At 45.5% G+C, this 18,426-nt stretch carries 18 protein-coding genes and 1 pseudogene; 13 read left to right on the top strand and 6 right to left on the bottom strand.

What is annotated here, in order from left to right; translation table 11 throughout:
* Positions 1 to 401 precede the first annotated feature (401 nt).
* From ACQGQ5_RS04800 to phaZ, 12 genes and pseudogenes are all read left to right on the top strand, one after another.
* Positions 402 to 608 carry a type II toxin-antitoxin system Phd/YefM family antitoxin gene (locus ACQGQ5_RS04800; RefSeq protein ID WP_312644870.1) on the top strand — a complete coding sequence of 69 codons (207 nt, stop codon included), beginning with the start codon at positions 402 to 404 and terminating at the stop codon, positions 606 to 608.
* A gap of 212 nt (positions 609 to 820) precedes the next feature.
* Complete coding sequence (locus tag ACQGQ5_RS04805) at positions 821 to 2,035, top strand: MFS transporter (protein ID WP_455735452.1); 1,215 nt, start codon at positions 821 to 823, stop codon at positions 2,033 to 2,035.
* A gap of 229 nt (positions 2,036 to 2,264) precedes the next feature.
* Complete coding sequence (locus ACQGQ5_RS04810; RefSeq protein WP_455735453.1) at positions 2,265 to 3,221, top strand: phosphotransferase; 957 nt, start codon at positions 2,265 to 2,267, stop codon at positions 3,219 to 3,221.
* A 91-nt stretch (positions 3,222 to 3,312) separates the two neighbouring features.
* Positions 3,313 to 4,311 carry a nucleotidyltransferase domain-containing protein gene (locus ACQGQ5_RS04815; RefSeq protein ID WP_081579546.1) on the top strand — a complete coding sequence of 333 codons (999 nt, stop codon included), beginning with the start codon at positions 3,313 to 3,315 and terminating at the stop codon, positions 4,309 to 4,311.
* Positions 4,312 to 4,377: 66 nt separating this feature from the next.
* Positions 4,378 to 4,851, top strand: coding sequence for a flavodoxin (locus ACQGQ5_RS04820; RefSeq protein WP_040658473.1), 474 nt, complete (start codon positions 4,378 to 4,380; stop codon positions 4,849 to 4,851).
* A gap of 26 nt (positions 4,852 to 4,877) precedes the next feature.
* On the top strand, positions 4,878 to 5,513 hold the full coding sequence (locus ACQGQ5_RS04825) for a Vat family streptogramin A O-acetyltransferase (protein WP_040658469.1): 636 nt from the start codon (positions 4,878 to 4,880) through the stop codon (positions 5,511 to 5,513).
* Between the two features lie 49 nt (positions 5,514 to 5,562).
* A complete protein-coding gene (locus ACQGQ5_RS04830; RefSeq protein WP_040658467.1) occupies positions 5,563 to 5,928 on the top strand; it encodes a DUF4180 domain-containing protein in 366 nt (121 codons plus the stop codon).
* A 257-nt stretch (positions 5,929 to 6,185) separates the two neighbouring features.
* Complete coding sequence (gene mef(B) / locus ACQGQ5_RS04835) at positions 6,186 to 7,415, top strand: macrolide efflux MFS transporter Mef(B) (RefSeq protein WP_040658466.1); 1,230 nt, start codon at positions 6,186 to 6,188, stop codon at positions 7,413 to 7,415.
* A 144-nt stretch (positions 7,416 to 7,559) separates the two neighbouring features.
* Complete coding sequence (locus ACQGQ5_RS04840) at positions 7,560 to 8,423, top strand: SDR family oxidoreductase (RefSeq protein ID WP_040658465.1); 864 nt, start codon at positions 7,560 to 7,562, stop codon at positions 8,421 to 8,423.
* Between the two features lie 48 nt (positions 8,424 to 8,471).
* A pseudogene (locus tag ACQGQ5_RS04845) lies at positions 8,472 to 8,639 on the top strand (CatA-like O-acetyltransferase); the annotation flags it as partial.
* 4 nt (positions 8,640 to 8,643) lie between these two features.
* Positions 8,644 to 9,114, top strand: a complete 471-nt coding sequence (locus ACQGQ5_RS04850) for a GrpB family protein (RefSeq protein ID WP_243441733.1) — start codon at positions 8,644 to 8,646, stop codon at positions 9,112 to 9,114.
* A 12-nt stretch (positions 9,115 to 9,126) separates the two neighbouring features.
* On the top strand, positions 9,127 to 10,020 hold the full coding sequence (phaZ, locus tag ACQGQ5_RS04855) for an intracellular short-chain-length polyhydroxyalkanoate depolymerase (protein WP_040658463.1): 894 nt from the start codon (positions 9,127 to 9,129) through the stop codon (positions 10,018 to 10,020).
* A gap of 367 nt (positions 10,021 to 10,387) precedes the next feature.
* Here phaZ and ACQGQ5_RS04860 read toward each other — a convergent pair whose 3' ends face one another.
* Positions 10,388 to 10,654: a helix-turn-helix domain-containing protein gene (locus ACQGQ5_RS04860; protein WP_040658462.1), complete on the bottom strand. Its 267-nt coding sequence runs from the start codon at positions 10,652 to 10,654 to the stop codon at positions 10,388 to 10,390.
* Positions 10,655 to 10,665: 11 nt separating this feature from the next.
* Positions 10,666 to 12,489 (bottom strand): VirD4-like conjugal transfer protein, CD1115 family, encoded by a 1,824-nt coding sequence (locus tag ACQGQ5_RS04865; RefSeq protein ID WP_040658461.1) that lies wholly within the window; start codon positions 12,487 to 12,489, stop codon positions 10,666 to 10,668.
* Between the two features lie 153 nt (positions 12,490 to 12,642).
* Here ACQGQ5_RS04865 and ACQGQ5_RS04870 point away from each other — a divergent pair, with 153 nt between their 5' ends.
* A complete protein-coding gene (locus tag ACQGQ5_RS04870) occupies positions 12,643 to 13,155 on the top strand; it encodes a dihydrofolate reductase family protein (RefSeq protein WP_040658460.1) in 513 nt (170 codons plus the stop codon).
* Positions 13,156 to 13,323: 168 nt separating this feature from the next.
* Here ACQGQ5_RS04870 and ACQGQ5_RS04875 read toward each other — a convergent pair whose 3' ends face one another.
* The 4 genes from ACQGQ5_RS04875 to ACQGQ5_RS04890 all read right to left on the bottom strand — a co-directional run bounded on the left by ACQGQ5_RS04875 (position 13,324) and on the right by ACQGQ5_RS04890 (position 18,386).
* Complete coding sequence (locus tag ACQGQ5_RS04875; RefSeq protein WP_455735454.1) at positions 13,324 to 14,268, bottom strand: DUF3991 and toprim domain-containing protein; 945 nt, start codon at positions 14,266 to 14,268, stop codon at positions 13,324 to 13,326.
* 147 nt (positions 14,269 to 14,415) lie between these two features.
* Positions 14,416 to 17,310, bottom strand: a complete 2,895-nt coding sequence (gene mobP3, locus ACQGQ5_RS04880; RefSeq protein ID WP_455735455.1) for a MobP3 family relaxase — start codon at positions 17,308 to 17,310, stop codon at positions 14,416 to 14,418.
* On the bottom strand, positions 17,310 to 17,726 hold the full coding sequence (locus ACQGQ5_RS04885; protein ID WP_312644922.1) for a hypothetical protein: 417 nt from the start codon (positions 17,724 to 17,726) through the stop codon (positions 17,310 to 17,312). Before ACQGQ5_RS04885 ends, mobP3 begins: the two co-directional genes overlap by 1 nt.
* A gap of 390 nt (positions 17,727 to 18,116) precedes the next feature.
* Positions 18,117 to 18,386, bottom strand: coding sequence for a DUF6103 family protein (locus tag ACQGQ5_RS04890; protein WP_455735456.1), 270 nt, complete (start codon positions 18,384 to 18,386; stop codon positions 18,117 to 18,119).
* Positions 18,387 to 18,426: the final 40 nt, after the last annotated feature.

Genomic DNA, 18,426 nt, shown 5'->3' on the forward strand with positions numbered 1-18,426 from the left:
CTTTTAACCATTACCCACTATCTTTTAACGGTTACTCTGAAAAATGCACCGCTACCCTGAAATTTAACGATTACTTTTGTGTATCGGTCGAGGTGTTCCACACCAAGCCCCGAAATGCCCGATGTACTAAAACGCAAAAGGTCGTGAGAACCCAGTAATACTGGACTCTCACGGCTTTTTTATGAACACAAAAAACGGCAGCAGTGCTGACGTTACCGCCACACTACCGCCGCCTAAAACTCACACGCCATGTGAATCTTTTTTTACGAAGATTTTAAACCATTATATGCACTGAGTTGCAATTTGCTCATAAAAAGACATTGAAAAAGGCATTCCAATTGTAATTACTCTGTGATAAAATACTATATGTATGACTATGCACGATGAAGGAGGGGCTGAAAGTGCCAGACAAAAAACCGATAGAACCGATGGAACATCACAATATTGGTGATTTCTTGAAAGGTCAGTCATCCAAGATACTGACCGCAATAGCTGACGGAGATAAAACTGCATTCGTTCTCAAGAATGGCAAGCCCATCGTGGTTGTTATGTCTAACGAGCGCTACGCAAGGCTGCTTAAAGCCGGGATTGATATCAATGATTATTAATATGGAGGCCTTCAGAATGGCTAAAGAATGAATTACCGACGTTGTGATGGATGACGCCAGCATTAGTGTCAGCAAAGAAGTCGATCTTGTATTCTCTATTGCTAACAGTTTGAGGGGTCAGGTTAGATGTCAGAAGTTTACGAGTATCGGTTTTGATGTTTTTTTGATTTTTACAGGGTTGTGTGGTCAGGTTGGATAAGGAGAAAATACTTGTGAATCAATATAGTCAAAATAATTGGAAACGAAACTTTCTTACCATTGCCGGAGGGCAGACAGTGTCGCTGATAGGCAGTGCCGCTGTGCAGTTTTCTCTAATATGGTGGCTGGCAAGTGAAACGGGATCCCCTATTATGATGTCCATCGCGGGCGTGTTCGCCTTTTTACCTCAACTTATTCTCGGTCCTTTTGTGGGAGTATGGGTTGACCGACTTAGCCGTAAAACCGTCATCATAGCAGCAGACCTTTTCATTGGATTAGTAGCCCTTGTTTTTGCTCTGGTATTTTTGTTTGATACACCACCCTATTGGTCGGTTTGTGTGGTGCTGGGTATTAGAGCTATAGGCAATGTTTTTCACAGTCCAGCCATCCAGGCAGCGGTACCCATGCTGGTGCCGCAACAGGAGCTGGTGCGTGCCAACGGATGGAGTCAGTTTATGCAGTCGGGTGCTTTCCTGCTGGGGCCTGTACTTGGCGCAGCCATGTATGCTGCCCTACCCCTTTGGATCATTTTATTGTCTGATTTGGCAGGCGCGCTTGTAGCCAGTGCTACTGTGGCACTTGTAAAAATACTTGATCCGGAGAGGAAAACACAACAAATTCCGCATTTTTTCCATGAAATGAAGGAAGGTGCGGCAGCCATATGGCAGGATAGAAAGCTCTTTATCGTGACATCGGCCACCATGCTCGGCATGGTGTTTTACGCACCTTTATCCACCTACTATCCGCTTATGACAAGTGATTACTTCAAAGCTGACGCATGGCATGCGAGTATGGTCAACTTCGGTTACGCAGGCGGGATGATGCTCTGCGCGATAATCCTTGGAAAATTCGGTACCATCAAAAATAAATTTCCGGTTATCCATCTGGGACTTTTAGGTATGGGAACATCTTCGTTGCTCTGCGGTCTATTGCCTGCAGAGATGTTCTGGTTTTGGATATTTGCAGCATTATGCACACTACTTGGGGCAAGCAGTAACTTGTATAATATCCCCTATATCGCCTATATGCAGGAAACCATCCCGCCTGAACGAATGGGGCGTGCCTTTTCCTTGATTGGAAGCCTCAGCTCAGCTACTATGCCTTTGGGATTGCTCATAGCAGGCCCAATTACCGAAAATCGCGGAGTATCGTTGTGGTTTTTTGTATCCGGAATCGCGCTCCTTATACTTACGCTGATAAGTGCCCTGTTCGTTCTTCCACGAAAGTAGGATAAAGTAAAAGTCGATTGTTGTAACAATAAATTGGAATATAACGTTAGGATAAAACACTTTGCAGTATAGTATGAAAATGTGAATTTTTTCAACAATAAAAAGTTATTTGGGCAAGGAAATTTTATGAATAACAATGAAACAACAAGTAAAGAAAACCTATTTGGAACGGGTAAACTTATTAGGGATAAATAGAAACTTATCATACAATTAAAACGAGGTATTTACAATGTATAACAGTATGGAACAAATGCTTTATAATGAATATGGAATACAAGTGCAGTCATTACAGCAGATTCCTGCGGGCTGGTCAGCATCTGCATGGAAAGTTCATTCTGAGTGTGGCGATTATTTTTTGAAAGTTTATGACAAGCATAAGCCCTCCACAAGAAACTGGATTGCGCGAATCGACAGCTATATGCCGGTCGTTCTGTGGTTACATGAGAACACAAAACTTCAAAAGAAAATGACCGCACCGATTCTAACCAGAGATAGAACTTATAAAAAGGAAGATTCATCTTTTTTATACATGGTATTTCCCTTTATAGAAGGCTCAACCATATGCGATGAAAAATTGAAGCCGGAGCAAATACGGGAAGTTGCGCAAATAATTTCCGAACTGCATTTTCATGGTGCTGAAATACCTGCATCGACAAACAGCTTAATTGAAACCTTTGATGTTTCATTTTGTACGACTTTGTCCAATCGGCTTGGGAATATACATGCTTCCGCTTCCTTACAAGAGGTACTAAAACCCTATATGACATTACTTGCCCAAGCGACAGAAGCGCTTCAAAGCATGGGGCTCTTACTGCAAAATTCTAAAATGCGTTATGTCATGTGCCATACAGATCTTCACGGCTGGAATCTGATACAATCTAAAAACCTTATCCTTATTGATTGGGAGGGATTGAAGCTTGCACCTGTTGAAGCCGACCTCTTTTCATTTACCGGAACATTCTTTTTTGATTACGCATGGGAGGATTTCATGTCCATTTACCAAACCACACACAAGGACTATCAGATTAATGTCGAGGCGATGCGTTTTTACAGGCTGCGGCGCAGATTGGAAGATATCCATGAGTTTGTCGAAAGCATCCTGTTTGACAAGCTCACACAGGATGATATGAACCAATCACTTCGTTATCTCAAACAAGAATGTGAATTACTGCATGCCGTGTGTTGAAAAGAACAGCTTGCCTTACAAATGCCTGTTTATATGTAGGTTTTGTATGCCTAAAATTAACAATAAAAAAACCTTTGAGAAAGGAGATTTTATGAATAACAATGAAACAACAAGTAAAGAAAACCTATTTGATGTTTTAAATCTGTTAGAAGATTTAAATATAAAATATTGGATTGATGGTGGTTGGGGTGTTGATATCCTGACCGGAAAGCAAAATAGGGATCATAGAGATATAGACGTTGATTTCGATGGGGAATCTGAGGAAACCTTATTGGCTGAACTAAAAGATAAGGGATATAAAATCACGACTGATTGGAGTCCTGCACGCATTGAGCTGCATCACCCGGAACTTGGCTATATAGATATACACCCTTTAATAATAGATGAAGATGGAAGTGCCAGGCAGGCTGATCTGCAAGGCGGCTGGTATCATTTTGAAGCAAAATGGTTTTCTTCTTCAATATTTGAAGGTAGAGTGATTCCATGTATTTCGGCAGAGGCTCAGAAAATTTTTCATAGTGGATATGAATTGAGGGAAGTTGATCATATCGATCTGAAAAATCTTGAAGCGCTGAAGAGAGCAATCTATTTAATCACCGGGGTTATGGCGTCCGGAAAATCTACAGTCGCTCAATTACTTGCCTTAAAAATGGAAAAAGGAGTGCATCTGCGGGGCGATATATTTCGTAAAATGATTGTTGCCGGACGGGCTGACATGTCCGTACAGCCCTCCGAAGAAGCTATCCGACAACTGCATCTGCGTTACCGCTTGGCAGCTGAAACGGCAAAAACCTATTATGACAGCGGTTTTTCCGTTGTTTTGCAGGACAACTACTATGGTGAGGAACTGCTCCGCATGTTGAAGATGTTAGAGAATTACCCTGTTCATGTAATCGTATTGTGTCCAGATGTGGAGACTGTAAAAAAGCGTGAAAAGATGCGAGGAAAAACTGGCTATACCGGTTTTTCACTAGAAGCTCTGCATGCGGATTTCATGAGAAAAACCCCAAGAATCGGATTCTGGCTGGACAACTCAGAGCTGACGCCGGAACAATCCGCTCGGGATATTCTATTGCACTTCGGTGAATAACGGTGAATAAGTCACATTAGATTGAACACTATTGATAATTTTAATGTCCGAAAGGGAGTAACATAAATGAATAATATACTGATTGTTTATTATTCACTTTTTCATAATACGGCGAATTTAGCATTGGAAATAGCAGTACAGACAGGTGGAACATTAAGAGAATTGATTCCCGATACGAATTATTCCTTTGAATATAATACTGCTGCTAAAGAATTAAGGGATCAGATTTCTCGAGGCTTTTGTCCAAAATTAATATCTGGAAATGAACCAATAGACGGTTATGAAACAGTATTTATAGGATCACCCAACTGGTTCAAAACTTTAGCTCCGCCAGTTATGAGTTTCCTTAGACTGAATGATTTTACGGGTAAAACAATAATACCCTTTTGCACACACGGTGGTGGAGGATTCGGCCAAATTGCAAATGATATAGCAAAAGAGTGCCCGAAGTCAATAATACTACCCGGCATTGCTGTAAATGGCACTGTCATATCGGAAGAGGTCATGAATTGGCTTAAGATGATAGAATATGAATTATAAAATCCCATTTTAAGGAGGTATCTTATATGCAATATGGTCCCGACCCTAACGCCTTTTATCCAAATGAAACAATAAAAAGCGTATGCTATATCAAGAATGTTATAACTCGCTCCAATATCATCGTCGGCGATTACACGTATTACGACGACATTAACGGAGCGGGGCGGTTTGAAGAGCACGTTACGCATCATTATGAGTTTTTAGGCGACAAACTCATAATCGGAAAATTCTGCGCCATTGCCAAAGGTATCGAGTTTGTAATGAACGGTGCCAATCACAGGATGTGCAGTGTCACCACCTACCCATTTAACATCATGGGCCACGGTTGGGAAAAGGTGACACCGACGCTGGAAGAACTACCGTTCAAAGGCGATACCGTTGTCGGAAATGATGTGTGGATTGGGCAGAATGTCACGATTATGCCCGGAGTGCATATTGGGGATGGGGCGATCATTGCAGCTAATTCCGTTGTAACAAAGGACATACCACCTTATTATATCGCCGGAGGCAATCCAATCAGAATCATTCGGAAGCGGTTTGATGACAACCTCATCCGCTATCTGCTGAAGCTGAAATGGTGGGATTGGTCTGCTCAAAAGGTTTTCGAGAATCTTGAAATCCTATGCAGTGATGATCTGACAAAAATAAAGGAAATCAAGTAACCTATTATGATAACGCAATAAATCACACTTTTTAGGAGACAATTTAATCATGGATATAAAGAAGATTACGGCTAACGGCAATGAAATAGCTATTGTAAACAGCGATGAGGTTTGTATTTCAGATGTGCAGTCCGCACTGGATTTCATGATGTCTGTAAATTATGAAACAGGAAGCCATTCCATTATATTGAACAAAGATGCGGTGACCCCGGACTTTTTTGTTTTGAGTACGAAGATTGCCGGTGAGATTTTACAAAAGTTTATCAATTACCAATTTAAGTTTGCGATTGTTGGCGACTTTTCCGGCTATACAAGCAAGCCGCTGAAAGATTTTATATATGAAAGCAATAAAGGAAGAGATATCTTCTTTGTGTCTTCCGAAGAAGATGCTATTGAGAAATTGAGCAGAACATAATCCGTTTCATATCTTGAGATTGCAGTTAAAATATAGTATAATAATTCAAAGTAAAAGCGGGGTAGAAATATGTATTTGATATTCATGTAATTTAGTTTTTAAGCACTGCCCTTTTTAGGGTTTATTTGTTGTGCTTAAAGACATATTTACATGAGTATATCCTCGCTTTTGAAGATCTCCTTGTAAAATTATGCCTTTCTGCACGAACAACGCTTAGGCAGTTGTTCGTTTTTAATTTATATAAGGAGATTTCTATAATGAACAGAATAAAAAATTGGAAGAAACAATTTGTTGTAATATACACAGGACAGGCTTTTTCAATCTTGGGTTCTGCCGCAGTGCAGTTCGCTGTTATCTGGTGGCTGACCATCCAGACTGAATCCGCAATCACCTTGACGATTGCATCCTTAGTTGCCTTTCTCCCCAATATGTTAATCGGACCCTTTGCCGGTGTATGGATCGACCGATACAACCGCCGAACAGTAATGATTTTAGCTGACGGTCTGGTAGCTGTATCCAGCATCATCCTTGGTGCAGCATTTTTACTTGTGGAAACACCCCCTATTTGGTTTATCTACATTGTTTTATTTTTGCGTGGATTGGGGAATACCTTTCACGGTCCAGCTATGCAAGCGGCGATACCCATGTTTGTGCCAGCAGATATGTTGACCAAAGCAGGGGGCTGGGGAAATATGATCCAATCAATATCCAACATGATGGGGCCTGTGTTGGGTGCTGCGCTTATGTCATTTCTACCTATTTCCTCCATTATGATTGTGGATATACTGGGAGCCGCTTTTGCGATAGTTTGCCTCCTATTTGTTATAATTCCGGACATTCCGCAAACCAATGAGAAGATGAGTGTATTGTCTGACATGAAGCAGGGCTTTATCGCAATGAAAGCAAATAAGCCTTTAATGGCTGTGTTTTTCCCCATGCTGCTGATGACCATACTTTATATGCCCTTAGGTTCTCTGTTCCCTCTGCTGGTACGCAGCCACTTTATGGGCGAAGCATGGCACAATAGCATTGTGGAATTTGTCTTTGCAACCGGATTGCTTCTTTCATCTTTGGTTATTGGTGTATGGGGCGGCATGAAAAGGAGGTTTTTCATGGCATCCTTAGCTATTGGCTTAATGGGTCTGGCTACACTGATTAGCGGAGCGTTACCGACAAGCGGTTTTTGGATTTTTGCTATATGCTGCTTCTTCTTGGGTGCCTCTGGCACATTTATGAATGTTCCTGTTATGGCCTATGTTCAAGAAAGCATTGCACCTGAAATGATGGGCAAGGTGTTTTCCCTTTTGATGACAGCCATGACTCTTTCTATGCCGATAGGCTTACTTGTTGCGGGTCCGGTTGTTGAGGTTATAGGTGTAAACACATGGTTTTTCTGGTCAGGCGTCGTGCTGATGGCAGACGCTATTCTCTGCCGCCTTCTGACACGGCGCTATGACAAAGAAACTATGAGACCACAAGCGGATTGAAAAGAGGACGTAGTTGACGATAATTTATAGTGATGGGCTTCTTGGAGTGCAAAACAAAATGCTCAAAGTTGCTGGGTTCACAGCATTTAACAGTATTAATCTCAGGTTATAATAATCTTTCTATTATAGTAAAGGAGAATATCTATGACACCTAATAGCGAAAATAAACGAGTATGGTTTATTACCGGAGCAAGCAAGGGGCTTGGCTATGCTTTTACATGCGCCGCCTTGAAAGCCGGGGATAAAGTTGTTGCAGTCGCAAGGACGATTGATAATTTGGCGAAACTAAAAGAAACATATCCAGAAACCTTGCTGCCATTAAGCCTCGATGTTACAGATAGGGAGGCTGTTTTTTCTACGGTTGAAACAGCAGTTAAACATTTCGGCAGGCTTGATATTGTTGTTAATAATGCGGGTATCATGACTATGGGTATGATTGAAGAACTAAACGAATCCGATGCTCGGAAACTAATGGACACAAACTTTTTTGGAGCTCTTTGGGTCTGTCAGGCAGTGATGCCCTATTTGAGGTCGCAGCGTTCTGGACATATCATACAGATTACAAGCATTGGCGCTATTATCTCGGGTCCGATGTCTGGTATTTACAGTGCAAGTAAATTTGCGCTGGAAGGAATGAGTGAAGCCTTAGCAAAAGAAGCGGAACATTTCGGAGTGAAACTCACTATGGTGGAACCAGGAGGATACTGGACAGATTTATACACTTCGATGAGTTACAGCAATCCATTAGATTCATACGGTACACTTCGCGATGAGCTGGCGAAACAGTATTCCGAAGATTCGATCGATAGTGATCCTTCCTTGGCAGCGGAAGCCCTTATGAAATTAGTAGCCAGCAATAATCCGCCTTTGCGGCTTATCCTTGGTAGCATGGTTTACGATTTGGCACTGGATACCTTAAAAGCACGGATGGCTACTTGGGAAGAATGGGAAGCTCTTAGCCGTGCATCAGAAAAGGCTATTCCTGCACCGGAGAGATATGGAGTATAATACCAAACAGGGGTTTTGAGGCAAGGACGAAACTATACGGATGGCAGTTATTTGCGTCCGATTTTTACATTCGGCAAGTATTTTGAACAGGATGGAAAGACACTATTACCCCTTTCAGTGCAAGTCCACCATGCAGTTTGTGACGGTTTCCATGCAAGTCGTTTTATAGATGAGTTCCAGGAATTAGCGAATGACGATGGCCTATGGAGGCTGTAGGTAAATGAAGCTAACTATGAAACGAGGAAGTGATCATATGCCATCAAAACAAGATAGTAACAGCTCCATGCCTACAACCGATGAAGAACTGCAAAAGAACATGGTTGGAGAGCTGAAACCGCATAACGCCCCTATCACCCTTGCCGAATATGATCTAAGTTGGCCTGAACTCCCGGCATTGGAAGCAGCCGGCTACACGTTGCGGATTCGGGAGTCTGACTGGTTCGAGCATCGTCTGTTTAAAGGACCCGATACCGACATCAACCTGCATGTGTTCAGTTCGGGTACATCTGAGATTAATAGAATGTTGCGCTTTCGAGATTGGTTACGGTCCAATGAAACCGACCGGGAGAAATATGCGCAAGTCAAGCGAAGCTTGGCAGAAAATAAGTGGCGGCATGTTCAGCACTATGCGAATGCCAAAACATCAATAGTACAGGAAATCATGGAACGAGCGAATGGTAATAACACTTAAGGAGACTAATGAATGATTAATAATTTAGAGATAAAAAAGTTAAGGTTGGAAAATGGAGAAACATTGGCTTATAGAGAGGCCGGGAATGGGGATAACATTTTGATTCTGGTACATGGAAATATGTGCTCGGGACTACATTTGCTTCCCATAGCTGAAAGACTGCCTCCAAATTTTAAAGCCTATATCGTGGATTTGAGAGGATTTGGGGATAGCACTTATAATAATAGAATAGATTCTATAAAAGACCTTTCTGACGACCTATATGCATTTGTGAATTATTTAGGACTAAAGAATTTCACAATGCTAGGGTGGTCTGCTGGAGGAAGTGTGTGCTTGCAATTTGGTGCCGATTATCCAGATATAGTAAAAAAAATCGTACTGATAGAGTCTGTAGGTTACACTGGAAGTCCGCTGTTTAAAAAAGATGCTCAAGGAGAAATACTAATGGGGCAAACTTATGAAGACAGGACAGAAATGGCCAAAGATCCGGAAGTTGCTCCTTGCCTTCGTGCAATTGAAAATAAGGATTTTGACTCTATGAGTATTTTATGGAATAGAGCCATTTATTCAAATCGTAAACCCTTACCCGAAGATAATAAACTGTATATCAATGCAACCTTAAAACAGAGGAACTTGGTAGATATTTATTGGGCGTTGGCCTTATTTAACATGTCAAATAAACATAATGGATATTCAGCGGGTGATTGCAGAATAAATGAAATAGAGGCTCCGGTACTGAGCTTTTGGAGTGAAAAGGATATAATAATACCAGAAGCTACAGTAAGAGAAACTGTTGAAGCTTTGGGAGACAAAGCTGAGTTGATGATTATTAAAGATAGTGGACACTCTCCTTTAGTTGATTGCCCTGATTTGCTGATGAAAAAGATCAGCAATTTCATAATATAATTCGGCTCAGGCATATATGAAATTGCTAGAGCCTGTACCAAATTATTTATGGGGCTTGGTGTAGAAGTTGAAGTTATAAAGCCTTTGTAAATGCGGGAAAATATACGCAAGATGCAGAATATACAAGAACAATATAAATAAATTACCTATATTCACTCCATCTTGTCCACAATAATTTGTAGTTTACAAATATAGCGTTTCTTGTGTTACACAAGAATATATAAAGCAACACTTTATTCTTTTTCTGTAATAAAATTTGTTAGAGTGAGAGGTTCTGGTGGGTTCACGGTGAACCGCACCTGGGTTCAGCAGAAGAACGGAATACCTCCCTGGCGGGAAATCCGCCCTTTTGCTTTACCATCCCCTGCTATTTTCTTAAAATGAGACGGTTGGAGCTGTTGCTTCCATTCTCCCGGTAGCGCGGCTCCTTTTCGATCAGCTCAGCTCTGACCAGATCATGGATTGCGCGTTTAACGGTACTGCGGGAAAGCTGCAAGTCGGAGGCAATCGTTTTTACCGCAGGCCAGCAGTCCTTACCTTTTCCTGCCCGGTCACAAAGGTATAGATAGACAGCTCTCGCCCGATGGGGAAGCTCATCGGGCGAGGCTGTATAAATGTGGTTGAAGTAGCTCATGGGAACCTCCTTTACGTTTTGAGCACATTGCGGCGGCGCATGGTGTTTTCAGACGGTTCTGCCACCGGGGTATGAAGGGTTCCTCTTCCGGTGGTTGGTTCCAGCATCTCCCCGGTTTCTTCGTCCACCATAAGGCAGGTCGTGTGCTTGCGGACGATGTTTTCCTCCAGCATCTGCTTATCGGCGTAGACCACCTTTCGGTGCGCTTTTTCCTCCACGGTATAGGGCTCTCCGAAACGGATACCCCAATCAAGGAACAGCCGCAGCTTTGTCCTCATGGGATGGGTGCCGGTTTTCATCACAACAAAGTTACCCTTGGGAATGGATTTGAGTTCGTCAGGCGTCATGAGGGGACGCTCCATCATCTGCAAGGACTGGCTGGGATCATTCTTTCCCCTGCTTACGCTGCCGCTCATGACGGTGCGGCTGCCCAATGCCTTACTCAGCACTTCGGCGGTCTGACTGTTGGGAGCGAAGCCGCCGAAGATGGTGTCCTGGCAGTTGTCCACGATGATTTCCGAACCCTCTTTGCCGTAATTCTTTTCGAGCTGACCGAAGGACTGTATGATCGGTACCATCGCAAGCCGGCGTGAGCGTGAGGCACTGAAAATTAATTCGAGCGATTCAATGGCCGGAAGCGTTCCGAGCTCATCGCAGTAAAACATCACGCGGTTTTTCAGCTTGCCGCCGTTTTCATCCGCAACCGCGAGGATCTCCCGGTAGAGCTGCTGGATCATAAGACTGACCATAAAATACTTGGTCAAATCTTCTTCGGGGAGCACGATAAACAGTGCGGATTTTTCATTACAGAATTTCTCCGCATCAATAGCTGTTTCAAAGCAGAGTATCTGCTCCATTTCGGAGTCGAGAAAAGCATTCAGACGGGACAGCACGGTGGAGAGCACCGATGCCATGGCCTGCTCCGCAGAGTTGAGAGCGGCTCCTGCAAACCAGCGGGCCTTGTGGTCGGACGGGAGCTTATCCATGAGGAGCTGGAACTGACTTTTTCCCTTTACCTTGCTGGGGGCCAGCAAGTCCTGCACTAATTTGAACACACTGATGATATGACGGCAGTCTACCTTTTTCCCATCTATCTCAGTAGGAGGAAGATACTCGGCAATCAGCAGAATCACCGAGGACAGGAGTCCTTCAGCGGCATCATAAAAAAACTGATTTTGTCCGTAATTCTCCCCACTGGCGTTGATGATGGTTTTGGAGATAATCTTGGCGTATTTCTCTGCTTTCGCCTTTGCTACAAGGTTATTTTCGTCGGCAAGGTACGCATCCATGTAGGTGTTCACCAGATGGAGCATATTGTTGCCGTCTGAGCGGGTGGGGTTTCGAAGGTCGATGACCGCCACATGGTAGCCGTAGTGGTCGCGGGCAATGGCGCCGTAGTTGCGGTAAAGATCGCCTTTCGTGTCGGTGGTCAGAAAACTCATGCCGGAGGCACAGGCATACTCCAGATTCGGGTACAGGAAAAATGCCGTCTTGCCCACGCCGGATGCGCCGATCATAAGGCAGTGGATGTCGTCGGTATCCACCAGCGCCGTGACCTTGTTCTTCGCACCTATACTGCCGAGGATGATACCCTGATCTGAAACAGCGGGGCGGGTTTCTCCCTTCCGCCACAGCTCCGGCTGAAAGGGGATGTGCTTATAGATGCTTTTTATTTCCTGCTTGGTGGAAAACCGCGCCGTACCATGCTGTCCGTCACCCACCGTGCGGGACTTGATTCCGTTGAGGGTGTAATAATGGGCCAAAAGAGAAAGACCGCCGATGACGAGAAACATCACGGCGGCCGCAGCGATTAGGGTATAGACTTGAGATGACATGGAAGACTCCTTTCTTTTCGGTCAATTTGGTGGTAAAATGGTTAAACGGTTGTAGCTTGTTGAAGCATATAGAGCAGCAATAAATAAGAATTTGAAGTGTAGTTTTTTTATATGACATTTAAGCAAAGAAGAACTATTCAAAGGAGGTTTAAAATGAGTGTATTTTTTTATGGCTGCATTACTATGGATGGCTATCTTGCTGACAAAAATCATAACCTGGACTGGCTTTACCAAACTGGTGCAATAGAAGAAACCGGTTATGAAAACTTTTATAAAAGCATGGATATTACTATAATGGGCAAAAGAACATTTAATGAAATTAAAAACACAGGGAATATAGGCAGTCTTTATTCGACTACTAAAAATTACGTTTTTACACATGCTGAAAGATTATCAGTCAGCGAATTTATTCCTATAAATTGTGATGTTGTCAAATTTGTAAAACAAATAGAAAATGATAAAAATATTTGGATTATTGGAGGAAACACGATATTAGCCCCACTGTTAGATAATGACATGGTAGATAATATGACAATACAAATTGCCCCTGTGTTATTAGGGAAGGGAATACCGTTGTTTTCACAAAAAGAAGTATTGAGGCGATTTTATTTGAAAGAAGTTAAACAATACGGACAATTTGCAGAATTAATTTATAGTAAAATATAGTTTGTTACAGCTTTTCAAAATCCATTGCCTTTACCATAGTCTGGTCATATGAACTGCGATCTGGTGAGCAAGCCAAATTTTCATAATCAGCATAGCTGCCAAGTGCAACTTTTTCTGTAAGTGTCAGACTTTTTAGGAGCAGTCAATACTCTTGACTGCTCCTTTTTGCTATGCCATCCGCATTTCAAAGCCACTCGACTTTTGCTGTATCGCTTCTATCAAATCGTCATTCCAGTCCTTCCCCTGTGAAGTGAGCCGCTCGGATGTATACCCCTGTTCCGCAAGCTGCTGTTTCAGCCGTTCGCTTGCTTTGTGTCCGGCTTCATCGTTATCCAAGCATAGCGAGACCTGCCGGAGCTGCGGGTACTGTTCCAGCATCCACAGCATTGCCTGATCGCCGACGCCGCAGAGGGACACATAGCTGTGCCGCTGCCAGTCCTGTGGGTGCAGGGTGATAAACGACAGCATATCCACCGGCGCTTCAAAAACATACAGATGCTCACTTTCGCCAAGCCAGTGAAAGCTGTGCCGGGGATCGCAGCCGTCCACATTTCCTTTAAACGCCTGCCCCAAGGTGTAAATTCCGCGCTTGTGCGCATGACGGGCAACTCCGTTTTCATCCAAGCCCACAAACACGGCGTTATGGTATTCCTTCATGCCATCCTTCGATTTTTCGCAGCTTTCATAGAGGAGCTTCTTCTTTGCAAAGAAGCTGACCACCTCCCGGCCGATGTGCCGGGTTTTTACCAGATAGGCATAGGCTCGGCGCATATCCGTATGCGCCGGTGGGAGCGCAAAGGGCTTTTTCGGCTCCTGCTTCTTTTCCTGCGCCGGTCTGTAAATCTCGCCCTGCTCACCGCCCAGCAGTAGAGTGACGGCTTCGGGATAAGAGCATTCGTAGAACTTCCGCACGAAATCAATGGCATACCCGCCGCTCTCTGCGGAGTGATCGTACCACTCGTTTCCCCGGACAGTGATACTGCGGTCAGAAGCCAGCCGCTTATCCCGACCGCTGGAGATCAGCTTCTCGCCCTGCCGCTGGAGAAAGTCCACAAGGTCCACATTATTGGCACGGTATTTCTGGTCATCCGTAAAATGCACATATACACCCATGGGCGTACCTCCTATCTATGGCGAGTGCCGATTCTATGAAAAAAAGCCGCCCTTTTTACAGGACGGCATTGGCTTTGGAGCAATTTTCCCTTGATGGGTGGCTGTTTGATTTTCTTTTTCTGTTTCTTCACGGTTATCCTCCAATCGTTATAATGACATGGTTTGCTCATGGTCATCCCTCGCATGGCCCTGCGCCTGCTTTTTCTCACGAAGCTTGCGGAGGAGCTTGCGGTCGGTTCGCTGACCGGGCGGTTTCAGCGGCGGAGCGTTGTCCGCAAAAACACGGCTCATGTGATGCAGGAGCCGTGTTCCCGCCAGCAGGACAGAGGGGTCTTTGAAATCGTCCATATGGTCGAGGAAAAACTGAGCGTAAATGTTGCCCTGCTCTGCCGATAAGGTAAACCAGCGGACAGCAGTTTCCTTGTCCTTCGGAACATCCTTTCCCATCAGATACAGCTTGCCGAGGGTGTATTGCGCATACTGATTTCCCTGTTCAGCGGCAGCCGTCAGAAATTGCAGGGCAGTCTGAATATCCTTTGGCATATCCTCGCCCATAAGATAAATCTTGCCCAGCCGGTACTGTGCAAACTGATTACCCTGACCGGCAGACCGTTTCAGGTATTCCAGAGCTTTGGGGACATCCTTCGGAACATCCTCCCCCTTGAAGTAGAGGACGCCGAGGGCATATTCAGCAAATTGGTTCTTTCTGTCGGCGGCAAAGGTCAGCCAGAGAATGGCGGACTCCACATCCTTCAGCACGCCCTCACCGCCAAGATACAGCTTGCCGAGCCGGTATGCAGCAAAGTCATTGTCCTGTTCTGCCGACATTGTATAGAGCCGTACCGCCTCGGCAGTATTCTGCGGAACATGCTGTCCCTTTTCGTAGAGCTTGCCGAGAAAATATGCGGCATAGGGATTCTCAGCAGCCACCGCTTCCCGGAGATAGCCGAGGGCTTTCTCCACCTCCTGCGGCTGTGCCTTTTCATCCGAGAGGATGAGCTTGGCAAGCTGGTAGCAGGCAAAGGGGTTTCCTACGGATGCCGCCTTTTCATAGTATTCCTTTGCCCTGGCTTCATCCTTGTCTGTACCAATGCCATTCAGAAGCATCCAGCCCAAACGGTACTGGAGCTTATCGTCATGGCCCTGTTCCTCCAGAGACACAAAGCCGAGAAAGGCTTCCTTGAAGCGGCGGTCAGAATCCTGCTGATTTTTCACACAGCCGATTCCGTCCCGCGACATTTTACCAAGCTCGAAGCTGGCATAGGGAAAGCTCTGATTGGCCGAGCGGGTATAGAGGGCAAAGGCAGATTCATGATCCTGATCCATGCCTTTGCCATGGTAATACAGGCCGCCAAGGGAATACAGGCCGCCAAGGGAATACTGTGCGTACTTGTAATTCTCATTCGCAGACAGGGTGAGCCAATCCGCCGCCTGCAGATAGTCCTGCTCTGTGCCAAGTCCGGCGGCATACATTTTGCCGATACGGTACTCGGTGTACTTCCAAGGCTTTTCTTCCTCGGCAGCATGGAAAACAGCAAGGGCCTTTTCGTACCAGCGATATGCTTCATCGGCGTCCGCTTCGCATCCAAGACCATCGGCGGACATTCGACCAAGGTCATAGAGTGCAAGGGGATTATCTTCATCCGCTTCTGCGAGGAAAAGTTCACGAGCCTTGTGAAAGTCCTGCGAGATTCCAGCATCCTCATCGCCGTACAAATATTGCTTTGCCTGTTTGTAGCCATCCGTCCACCATGAGGCGGAGGATTCCTTATCGGCAGAGGCTTCATCGATGGAGGACCGTTCCCCGAAATCATCTGCCGGTTCCTGATCTTCTTCATCCGCCATGTCAGAGAGGGGCATCTCCAGATCGTTCTCCGGCTCCGGCAGGGATGTTTCTACAGATGCCGGTTCCTCAAAGGTCATGTTCCCAATCATTAGGGCTTCCTGAATGACCATGTTGCGGATGGGCTTAAAATCATCACAGCGGGAAAGAGGAGGCCGCTCGGACGGAGTTTCTGTGTAGATGGATTCGATCCTGCCCCTGACTTCCCACCACAGGCGGTAGGCTTTCGAGACACGACTGTCCTTGGCAAGCTCATCCACAATTTCGTCCACCACATTTTTCAGGTCTGCTTTCAGATAGCCGTACTGCTTTTTGCCGCTGACCGTTTGCAGACGTTCGGCAAGGTGCGTGAGGAGCTGCTCCATGCGCTCGCTGACCAAAACGCCGCCATTCATCTGACGGATCAGTTCTCCCATGGCTTCGGCCACCTGTTCCTTCAGGTCATCCCGCCGCTGGGTCTTTTCCCCGTAAAGCGGGATGAGCTCCTGACGGAAAATCTCATTTGCCAGAGAGGACTTCATTTTTTTGATGCCCTGTTTCGTGAGATAGCCCTCTCTTGGATCGGTGCTATAGCAGACCATGTGGATATGAGGGTGGTGGGACTCGTTGTGGAAAGCGGCGTACCATTTCAGATGGTCAGGGTGGATTTTTAAATTCTCCGCAAGCTCCACGGCTTTTTCGGAAAGCAGAGCCTTCCACGTAGGGGCATTGTCATAACCCAACCGTGCGGCATCCTCACGACGGAGAGAAATAATCGGGGTCCACACATTTCCGGTGTGACTGGATACTTCATCAGCAACCTGTGATAAGACCAGCGGCTCACCCCCGGCCGTGAACAGACCATGGCTGTCAAACTTTTCGACACGGGGACGGTTTGCAATGTAGTCCAGATATTTCTCCCGGCTGCCGATTTTATCAAGGCTTTGTTCCAGTGCAATGGTGATAAATTCGGAGGCGTTTCCCCGGTTGGGGTTTTTGAGGTAATCCTCATACTCAAATAAATCCCGGGCATCAGGAAACTCCCGGAGTATCTGTGCAATCAATTCCTTTTGTTTTTTTGTGGAGTGCCAGAGCTTATGACCGCTTTCCATTTTTTCTACACCGTCACGGGTGGCAATATATTTGACGAGGTTGTTCAGATGAGCGGCAGTCTTTTCTCCTCCTTTGAGGTAGGGGCACTTGAGAATGATGCGGGCCATTATTCTTCCGTCTCAGGGCTGCTCTGGAAATCCACCGCATCGTCCAGACGGATTTTTCCTCTGGTCCGTTTTACCTCGGCAACGCACCGGCCGCGGAGCCGGTGCAGTTCCTCATCGGTAATCTCCAACGTAGTTGCCAGCAGATGCATCATCATGCTGATTTCCACAGAAAGCCGAAACAGATTGTTTGCCACCCGGTTTTCGGTCTTTTGCAGTGTGCCCTGGATGGATGCAAGCAGAGCTTTTGAGAGGTAGGAGGAGATGTCCTCCGTCCCAAGGTAGCCCATGTAAAAGCTGAGTGCCTTTTCAATAAACTCGCTGCGGCTCTTGCAGTTGTCCTTTGGCAGCCAGCCATCCAGCCGTTCCATGGTTTCGGGGTACAGCCAGACCGCTGTCCGTTCCTTATTATTTTTCATATGAAATCCGACCTTTCTTGGGTGTCGACCTATGAGGTGACCGTGCAAATTCCTTTGTTTCTTCACGTTTTCGTGGATTCCGACCACCTCGGCTGTGACAAAGCCGTAATCCGACCACCTCATAGGAAGGTGCGAAAAACGCCCAGCACTGCTGGGCGAAGTGGGCGGCGGTAGGGCGCTTGCGACCACCCGCCTTTATCCTGCTCTTTTTTCGACCGCAGAGGGTGCATGAGATTTCGGTATCTTTGGCTGAGAGCCGGTTTCCTGACACCTCCGCACAAAGCCCTCATAATCGGTTTTAGTCGGTGCTGTGGGTAAACCTGTCGCCCAGCCCTGCAAAAGCCCACACAGGGGCGGACAGGGGGCAACGCTGGTGGACGGGTGCGAGTCTTAAGGTGTTGCATTTACCGAATCGCTATCGACAGCGGTTGATGCTTTGTTTTTCTCTTTCTGTTTTTTAACTGAAGTTGTAGCAGCAGGGGTATCATCGCACCCCTCGTCAATGTATTCCCGGACGGAAGCAGGAACGTATTTTTCATAGAGCTTTTGTAATGAGTCGCCAAGCTCCTGTTCCAAGTCCGCATCTTTCTTCTCCATGTAGCGTTTGACTGCACGGAGTTTTTCGGCATCCATTTGTATGGTGATGGCTTCTTTTTTCATATTGAGTGTCCTCCCTTTGATTTTTTATGGGTGTTAGCGC

Source organism: Caproiciproducens sp., from assembly GCF_053840905.1.

Excerpts from the sequence above, each read along its gene's own strand:
- ACQGQ5_RS04810 (WP_455735453.1), top strand. The coding sequence starts at position 2,265 with ATGTATAACAGTATGGAACAAATGCTTTATAATGAATATGGAATACAA.
- ACQGQ5_RS04815 (WP_081579546.1), top strand. The coding sequence starts at position 3,313 with ATGAATAACAATGAAACAACAAGTAAAGAAAACCTATTTGATGTTTTA.
- ACQGQ5_RS04820 (WP_040658473.1), top strand. The coding sequence starts at position 4,378 with ATGAATAATATACTGATTGTTTATTATTCACTTTTTCATAATACGGCG.
- ACQGQ5_RS04825 (WP_040658469.1), top strand. The coding sequence starts at position 4,878 with ATGCAATATGGTCCCGACCCTAACGCCTTTTATCCAAATGAAACAATA.
- ACQGQ5_RS04830 (WP_040658467.1), top strand. The coding sequence starts at position 5,563 with ATGGATATAAAGAAGATTACGGCTAACGGCAATGAAATAGCTATTGTA.
- ACQGQ5_RS04840 (WP_040658465.1), top strand. The coding sequence starts at position 7,560 with ATGACACCTAATAGCGAAAATAAACGAGTATGGTTTATTACCGGAGCA.
- ACQGQ5_RS04850 (WP_243441733.1), top strand. The coding sequence starts at position 8,644 with ATGAAGCTAACTATGAAACGAGGAAGTGATCATATGCCATCAAAACAA.
- phaZ (WP_040658463.1), top strand. The coding sequence starts at position 9,127 with ATGATTAATAATTTAGAGATAAAAAAGTTAAGGTTGGAAAATGGAGAA.
- ACQGQ5_RS04860 (WP_040658462.1), bottom strand. The coding sequence starts at position 10,654 with ATGAGCTACTTCAACCACATTTATACAGCCTCGCCCGATGAGCTTCCC.
- ACQGQ5_RS04865 (WP_040658461.1), bottom strand. The coding sequence starts at position 12,489 with ATGTCATCTCAAGTCTATACCCTAATCGCTGCGGCCGCCGTGATGTTT.
- ACQGQ5_RS04870 (WP_040658460.1), top strand. The coding sequence starts at position 12,643 with ATGAGTGTATTTTTTTATGGCTGCATTACTATGGATGGCTATCTTGCT.
- ACQGQ5_RS04875 (WP_455735454.1), bottom strand. The coding sequence starts at position 14,268 with ATGGGTGTATATGTGCATTTTACGGATGACCAGAAATACCGTGCCAAT.
- mobP3 (WP_455735455.1), bottom strand. The coding sequence starts at position 17,310 with ATGGCCCGCATCATTCTCAAGTGCCCCTACCTCAAAGGAGGAGAAAAG.
- ACQGQ5_RS04885 (WP_312644922.1), bottom strand. The coding sequence starts at position 17,726 with ATGAAAAATAATAAGGAACGGACAGCGGTCTGGCTGTACCCCGAAACC.
- ACQGQ5_RS04890 (WP_455735456.1), bottom strand. The coding sequence starts at position 18,386 with ATGAAAAAAGAAGCCATCACCATACAAATGGATGCCGAAAAACTCCGT.